This is a genomic window from Microbispora sitophila (assembly GCF_014892245.1).
Lineage (GTDB): Bacteria > Actinomycetota > Actinomycetes > Streptosporangiales > Streptosporangiaceae > Microbispora > Microbispora siamensis.
This window is the reverse complement of the sequence record NZ_JADBGC010000063.1, coordinates 1-4,135: the sequence shown is the minus strand read 5'-3', so window position 1 is coordinate 4,135 and position 4,135 is coordinate 1. Positions and strand designations below refer to the sequence as shown.

General features: G+C 69.7%; 3 protein-coding genes. 1 reads left to right on the top strand and 2 read right to left on the bottom strand.

Annotated features, from left to right (window positions below; all coding sequences use genetic code 11):
- The coding region (locus IL992_RS45305) for a cellulose binding domain-containing protein (RefSeq protein WP_193209464.1) at positions 1–564 on the top strand (564 nt) is incomplete at its 5' end.
- Positions 565–805: 241 nt separating this feature from the next.
- Here the strand turns inward: IL992_RS45305 and IL992_RS45300 are convergent.
- Positions 806–3,187 carry a ricin-type beta-trefoil lectin domain protein gene (locus IL992_RS45300; RefSeq protein WP_193209463.1) on the bottom strand — a complete coding sequence of 794 codons (2,382 nt, stop codon included), beginning with the start codon at positions 3,185–3,187 and terminating at the stop codon, positions 806–808.
- 310 nt (positions 3,188–3,497) lie between these two features.
- Positions 3,498–4,135, bottom strand: a 638-nt coding sequence (locus IL992_RS45295) for a carbohydrate-binding protein (RefSeq protein WP_226874974.1), incomplete at its 5' end; no start/stop codon positions are given.

Here is a 4,135-nt window from a genome sequence, read left to right as displayed (position 1 = left end):
ACCCGCACCCGCTACGGCAACACCGGCACCCAGGCCACCGTCGAAGGCATCAGCATCTCCGGCGTCGGCCACCAACTCCCCATGGCCGGCCAGCTCGCCTACGCCATCTCCTTCCTCGGCCTCGACGGCACCACACCGTCGCCGTCCCCCTCACCCAGCCCGCCACCGACCCCATCGCCCACGCCCTCGCCCAGTCCGTCGCCGAGCGGCACGCCGTCGCCGTCCCCGTCGCCCACCGCAGGTTCGGGCCCCTGCCGGGTCAGCGCCACCGTGAACGCCTGGAACAACGGGCTGACCGAGAACCTCACCATCACCAACACCGGCTCCTCGGCCGTCAACGGCTGGTCGCTGGTCTTCACCCTCCCCGGCGGGCAGACCATCACCAACGGATGGAACGCCACCTACTCCCCCACCAGCGGACAGGTCACGGCGGCAAACGTGAGCTACAACGGCTCGCTGGCACCCGGAGCGTCCACCGAGATCGGCTTCCAGGCCACCCACACCGGCAACGCCGGCAAACCGACCGCGTTCACCCTCAACGGCGTGACCTGCAGTGTGGCGTAGTCCACAGCGGTCACTGCCCCAGTGAAGGGTGTTCGATGGAACCGGCAGACGGCCGGCAGTGCTGGTGGCCGATCTGACCGAGGCCCGGGTCGCGGCCGCCGCGCGGATCAACACCGCGGCGGCGCGCCCGGGCCGCCACTTCACCACCTCGTCAAGAATGCGCGGCCCGGATCCCGGGCCGCGCATTCCCTTCTTCTGTTTCGGTTACGGAGAGGTCGCCGCGACCGGCGACCGTGTCATGTCAGTTGCGGCTCCACTGCTGGTTGGCTCCGCCGTTGCAGGCCCACAGGACGATCTTCGTGCCGTTGGCGGTGCCGGCGCTGTAGGCGTCCAGGCACAGCCCGGACTGGACGCCGGTGACGGTGCCGTCGGCGTTGACGTTCCACTGCTGGTTGGCCCCGCCGCCGCAGTCCCAGATGACGACCTGGGTGCCGTTGCTCGTGCCCTGGCCGTAGGCGTCCAAGCACTTGTTGCCGTACACCTGGAGCTGCTTGCCGGAGGTGTAGGTCCACTGCTGGTTCGCTCCGCCGTTGCAGTCCCACAGCGCCACCTGGGTGCCGTTGGTCTGCGACTGGTTCGGCACGTCCACGCACCGGCCGCTGGCCAGACCGCGCAGCACGGTGCCGTTGCCGGGGCCGGGGCCTCCCTGGCCCGGCGTGATCGTGAGGTTGTCGAACTGGGCCGTTTCGGTGGTGCTGGTGCCCACGCCGATCTGCCCCGCACCCCAGGTGCCGTCGGTGACCGTGGCCACCTGCGTCCCGTCGATGCTCGCGGTGATCGTGCCGCCGGAGAAGCCCAGGGCCAGGGTGTGCCAGCGGCCCGTGCCGAGTCCGGCGACGCTCCCGCTGCGGATCGTCGTCATCGCGTTGTCGACGTTGTTGCGGATGATCTGCCAGGCGCCGCTGTCGGTCACCCGCAGGTAGTAGGCGTTCAGTCCCTCGGGGCCGAAGGAGTGCTGGGCGCCCGCGCGGCCGATCAGCTCGGCGTAGCCGCTCTGCTCCAGCATCACGTCCGCGGAGACGGTGTAGTTGCTCCAGCTCAGGTCACCCAGCAGGGCGTACGGGTGGGAACCACCGGTCCACAGGATCGGCTGGCGCGGGGCCATCTGGCGCACGCACCGGCCGGACCGGCCACCGCCACAGCCCACGACCTCGAACGAACCCTGCATGTCCGAGAGGTACTTCGCCTCGCGGCCCACGGCATAGGAGTCGAAGTCGTCGGAGTACGGCAGGGGCATCGTGCCCCGGGCCGGGCTGGTCGCGGTGCCCTTGCCCTGGCCGGTCGTGGTCGTGATCGAGTACACGTACCCCGGCTGGACCGTCAGCGAGAAGGCGCCGTTGGCCGGGGTGATGTCGCCGGCGTGGACGAAGTAGTCGGCGGAGTTCCCCGAGTTGAGGTTGGTCGCCCACACGTGCACCTGCGCGGTGGACAGCCCGCCGGTCACGTTGAAGTTGAGCGTCTGGGCGCCGGTGGCGTCCATCGTCTCGATGATGGTGCTGTAGTCGGAGTTGTTCGGGGACTTCAGCGAGACGTAGCTGCCGTTGTTGCGGTTGCCGCCGATGTAACCGCTGGAGGCGTCCAGGTACTTCCAGCCCGGCGCGGTGAACTGCGTGGTCTGGGCCATGACCCAGGCGTTCTTGCCGATGGCGTAGTACCCCGACCAGGGCTGCGGCGCGACCGCCACGCCCATCGTGGCGAAGGGCAGGTTCGGGGTGATCGCGGCGATGACCGGCCAGTTGATGTAGGCGGTCATCTTGCCGTCGATGTAGTCCCGGTTGATGCCCCTGGCCAGCGCCTTGGCGCCGTCGTTGTAGTCGTCGGAGCCGTTCTCGCTCGCCCACAGGACCTTGCCGGAGTTGATCGCGGTGGTGGAGCTGGGGCAGTTCGACTGGGCGCCGCGGTAGCCGCAGACGTAGTGCGACCCGAACACGTCCACGGCGTTGCGGAAGGCGGTGTTGTTCGCCGCGTCGTCGGCGACGCCGAAACCCCAGTCATCGGAGGCGATGATCTTCACGTTGCCGAAGCCCCGGGAGTCGAGCGCCGTGTTGAGGTTGACGTACCAGTTGAGGTCGCGGCCCTTCTCGTTCCAGCCGCCCAGGTAGTCGATCGTCAGCCCGTGGCTGTTCTTCGCGCAGCCGAGCCAGTCGACCAGGTAGTTGATGGTGTCCTGCGACCAGAAGTTGCCGCCTCCCAGCCAGCCCGGGGCGCCCCAGGCCAGACCGACCAGCTTGATGTTGGGGTTGCGGGCCTTGGCCTGCTCCATCAGCCACCACTCGTATCCCCGGTTGCAGTCGAGGTCGCCGGAGGTGTGCCGGTGGCTCGGCTCGGCCCCGTCGGTGGAGTTGGTGTCACCGCCGATCTCGACCTTGAGGATCTGCATCGAGGCGCCGTACCCCGGCTTGAAGAGGTAGTCGAGGATCTGGCTGCGCTGCGGCTCGGGATAGTCGACCAGCAGGCGGCTGTTGCCTCCGCCGCCGCTGATCGCGCCGACACCGTCGAAGGTGCGGCCGCCGGAACCACCGTTGATCGTGATTCCGACCGCCGCACGCGCCGCCGACACGGCCACCAGGGACATCGCGGCCGACAGGAGCGCGACCACCACACCCATGGCGACGCGCGCCATGTTTCCTCTTCGCCGGCTCATGAGGGTCCTTTCGATGAGGTCGGGCGAAATCGGCTGGCGACAGGCCTGCCGAGAGCGGGCGCCGTCAGGAGCGACCACGGCCGGGAACTCGGGCATCGACCGTCGCGTGACGTGCTGCCGCCGTGTGGAAGGCGTGCTGCCGCACGCCCCCGCGCCCTGCGGCAGCACGCCCTCGCGTCACCGCCGGCTCAGCTGCGCCGACTCCACTGCCTGGTGAGGCGGCCCCTTCCAGGACGCGAACAGCGCGCGGGCGGTTCTGTACGCCGTCGGAGGCACGACGCCGTCGTCCTCAGGCGGGGGTGCACGTGAGGGACCATGCCGACGGGGTGCCGCCGGCGAGGAAGCCGAACGTCGTGGATGCGGACGGCTGGAGTGAGCCGTTGTAGGAGGCATTGCTCACCGACACGGCCGAGCCGGTGGTGCTGAGCGTGCCGTTCCAGACCTGGCTGATGGTCTGGCCGTTGCTCAGGGTCCACTTGACGGTCCAGCCGTTGACGGGCGCGCTGCCGGCCGTCACCGTGATCTCGCCCTGGAAGCCGCCGGACCAGGTGTTGGTGGTGCGGTAGGTCGCGCCGCAGGCGCCACCGTCCGGCGTGGGCGTGATCGTCGGGCTGGGTGACGGTGACGGTGAAACCGGAGGCGTGGGCGAGGGGGACGTCGGGGGTGAGGGCGTGGGGCTGGCGGTGGGCCCGTCGTTGCCGGTGAACTGCCACCAGTTCATGTTGAACAGGTAGCCGCTGCCGCCGGTGAACCTGAGGTAGAGGTCGTGGGTGCCGGTCGCGCCGGTGACGGGGCAGGACACGGTGGTCCAGGTCTGCCAGCCGCCGGTGCCGGGGACGTCGCAGGTGCCCATGAGGGTGCCGGTGACGCTGTCGCGGCGAAGCTCGATCCTGCCGCCGGCGGCGCCGGAGGCGACCCGTGCGGAGA